Here is a 3,097-nt window from a genome sequence, read left to right on the forward strand (position 1 = left end):
GCCCACCACTCCTACCGGCCCACCCCGCCACCGCAACCCGGGGGCCCCCCCCCCGCCCCCCCGGAACACCCGCCAAAGGCGGGTTGCCCGACCCCGTTCACGGGTCGGACACCGGCCTTCGGCCTGCCGTTGCCTGTGCCTGCCGGCTACAGGCCGTAGCGCTCGCGCGCCTCCTTGACGGCGGACGCCGGCACCTCGCCGCGGCGGGCGAGCTGGGCCAGCGCGGCCACCACGATCGACTGCGCGTCGACGCCGAAGTGGCGGCGGGCGCCCTCGCGGGTGTCGGAGAGGCCGAAACCGTCCGTGCCCAGCGAGGTGTAGTCCTGCGGGACCCACTGGCTGATCTGGTCCGGGACCTGGCGCATCCAGTCGGAGACGGCCAGGACCGGGCCCGGGACGCCCTCCAGTACGCGGGTGACGTACGGGGTGCGCTCCTCGCCGCGCAGCAGGGCCTCGTCGCACTCCAGCGCGTCGCGGCGCAGCTCGCCCCACGAGGTGGCGGACCAGACGTCGGCGGCCACGTTCCAGTCGGCGGCCAGCAGCTGCTGCGCCTCCAGGACCCAGTGGATGGCCGTGCCCGAGGCCATCAGCTGGATCTTCGGGGCGTCCGCGGCCGGGGCCGCCTCCGCGAGGTCCGCCGCCGTGTTGAAGCGGTAGAGACCGCGCAGGATGCCCTCTTCGACGCCCTCGGGCATCGCCGGCTGCGGCTTCGGCTCGTTGTAGACGGTCAGGTAGTAGAAGACGTCTTCCGGCTTCTCGCCGTACATCCGGCGCAGACCGTCCTTGACGATCACCGCGATCTCGTACGCGAACGCCGGGTCGTAGTTGAGCGACGCCGGGTTCGTGGACGCGATCAGGTGCGAGTGGCCGTCCGCGTGCTGGAGGCCCTCACCGGTCAGCGTGGTGCGGCCGGCGGTGGCGCCGACGATGAAGCCCTTGCCGAGCTGGTCGGCGAGCTGCCACATCTGGTCGGCGGTGCGCTGCCAGCCGAACATCGAGTAGAAGATGTAGAAGGGGATCATCGGCTCGCCGTGCGTCGCGTACGACGTGCAGGCGGCGATGAAGTCGGCCATGGCGCCGGCCTCGGTGATCCCCTCGTTGAGGATCTGGCCGTCCTTGGCTTCCTTGTAGTACATGAGCTGGTCGCGGTCGACCGGCTCGTACGTCTGGCCCAGCGGCGAGTAGATGCCGGCCGACGGGAACAGCGACTCCATGCCGAAGGTGCGGGCCTCGTCGGGGACGATCGGAACCCAGCGCTTGCCGGTCTCCTTGTCCCGCATCAGGTCCTTGACCAGGCGGACGAAGGCCATGGTGGTGGCCATCTCCTGCTTGCCGGAGCCCTTGAGCAGCGGGGCGAAGGAGCGCTCGGCCGGAGCCGGCAGGGCCACGTGGTGGACCTTGCGGGCCGGGGCGGGGCCGCCGAGGGCCGCACGGCGCTCGTGCAGGTACTGCACCTCGGGGCTGTTCGCGCCCGGGTGGCCGTACGGGACCTTGCCGTCGGCGAAGGCGCTGTCCGGGATCGGGAGGCCAAGGAGGTCGCGCATGTCCTTGAACTCGTCGATCGTCAGCTTCTTCATCTGGTGGTTCGCGTTCTTCGACTCGAACCCGGCACCCAGCGTGTGGCCCTTGACGGTCTGCGCCAGGATGACCGTCGGCGCGCCCTTGTGCGCCAGGGCGGCCTTGTACGCGGCGTAGACCTTGCGGGGCTCGTGGCCGCCGCGCGAGCTGTGGAAGCACTCGGCGATCTTCGCGTCGGAGAGCACGCCGGCCAGCTGCACGAGCTCGGCGTTGGCGCCGAAGAAGTGCTGGCGGATGTAGGCCACGTCGCGGGTCGCGTACGTCTGGAACTGCGCGTCCGGCACCTCGCGGATGCGGCGGACCAGGGCGCCCGTGGTGTCGAGCTGGAAGAGCTCGTCCCAGGCGGAGCCCCACAGGGTCTTGATGACGTTCCAGCCGGCGCCGCGGAACTGGGCCTCCAGCTCCTGGACCACGCGGAAGTTGGCGCGGACCGGACCGTCGAGGCGCTGCAGGTTGCAGTTGATGACGAAGGTCAGGTTGTCGAGCTGCTCGCGGGAGGCCAGGGCCAGGGCGGCGGTCGACTCGGGCTCGTCCATCTCGCCGTCGCCGAGGAAGGCCCAGACGTGCGAGTTGGAGGTGTCCTTGATGTTCCGGTTCTGCAGGTAGCGGTTGAAGCGCGCCTGGTAGATCGCGGAGAGCGGGCCGAGGCCCATGGAGACCGTCGGGAACTCCCACAGCCAGGGCAGGCGCCGCGGGTGCGGGTAGGACGGCAGGCCGTTGCCGCCGGACTCCTGGCGGAAGTTGTCGAGCTGCTGCTCGGAGATGCGCCCGTCGAGGAAGGCGCGGGCGTAGATGCCGGGGGAGGCGTGGCCCTGGATGTAGAGCTGGTCGCCCGATCCGTCGGCCTCCTTCCCGCGGAAGAAGTGCTGGAAGCCGGTCTCGTAGAGCCAGGCCGCCGAGGCGAAGGTGGCGATGTGGCCGCCGACGCCGTACTTGGAGCCGCGCGTCACCATGGCGGCCGCGTTCCAGCGGTTCCAGGCGGTGATCTTGGCTTCCATCGCCTCGTCACCGGGGAACTCGGGCTCCGCGGCGGTGGGGATGGTGTTGACGTAGTCCGTCTCCAGCAGCTTCGGCAGGGCCAGGCCGGCGGCCTCGGCGTGCTGGAGGGTGCGGCGGAGCAGGTATTCGGCGCGGCGCGTACCGGCGGCCTTGGCGACGGCGTCCAGGGAGGCCGCCCATTCGGCGGTCTCCTCGGTGTCGCGGTCCGGGAGCTGGTCGAGCTCGCTCGGAAGCTTTCCTACGGGGTCGGACATCGGTGTGCGCCGCCTTCCGGACAAAGGAGAGGTGGTGAAAAATCCCTGACGGGCAGGACAGGGTCGGTGGACCCTGGTGGGGTCCGTCGACGACTGTAAATCGCTGATCGATGATCGATCAAATGAATGTGGCGAAGAAATGTCCGGAGGGCGAAAGTCGGGCCCCCGGGGGCTGTTTAAAAGGCCCCCGGGGGCCGGTAACCCCGGCCGTATGTTCGGGGGTGGGGGGGGGGGGGGCCCCCCCACCATGGCGCGCTACCACACCG

1 protein-coding gene is annotated in these 3,097 nt (G+C 70.5%); it reads right to left on the reverse strand.

What is annotated here, in order from left to right:
- Window positions 1-146: 146 nt before the first annotated feature.
- Window positions 147-2,831, reverse strand: a complete 2,685-nt coding sequence (gene aceE / locus ACFXA3_RS39670; protein ID WP_385195814.1) for a pyruvate dehydrogenase (acetyl-transferring), homodimeric type — start codon at window positions 2,829-2,831, stop codon at window positions 147-149.
- Window positions 2,832-3,097 lie beyond the last annotated feature (266 nt).

The sequence above is a fragment of the Streptomyces sp. NPDC059456 genome (assembly GCF_042750055.1).
Lineage (GTDB): Bacteria > Actinomycetota > Actinomycetes > Streptomycetales > Streptomycetaceae > Streptomyces.

Bases quoted from the DNA above. Each gene is read 5' to 3' on its own strand.
- aceE (WP_385195814.1), bottom strand. From the start codon at position 2,831: ATGTCCGACCCCGTAGGAAAGCTTCCGAGCGAGCTCGACCAGCTCCCG.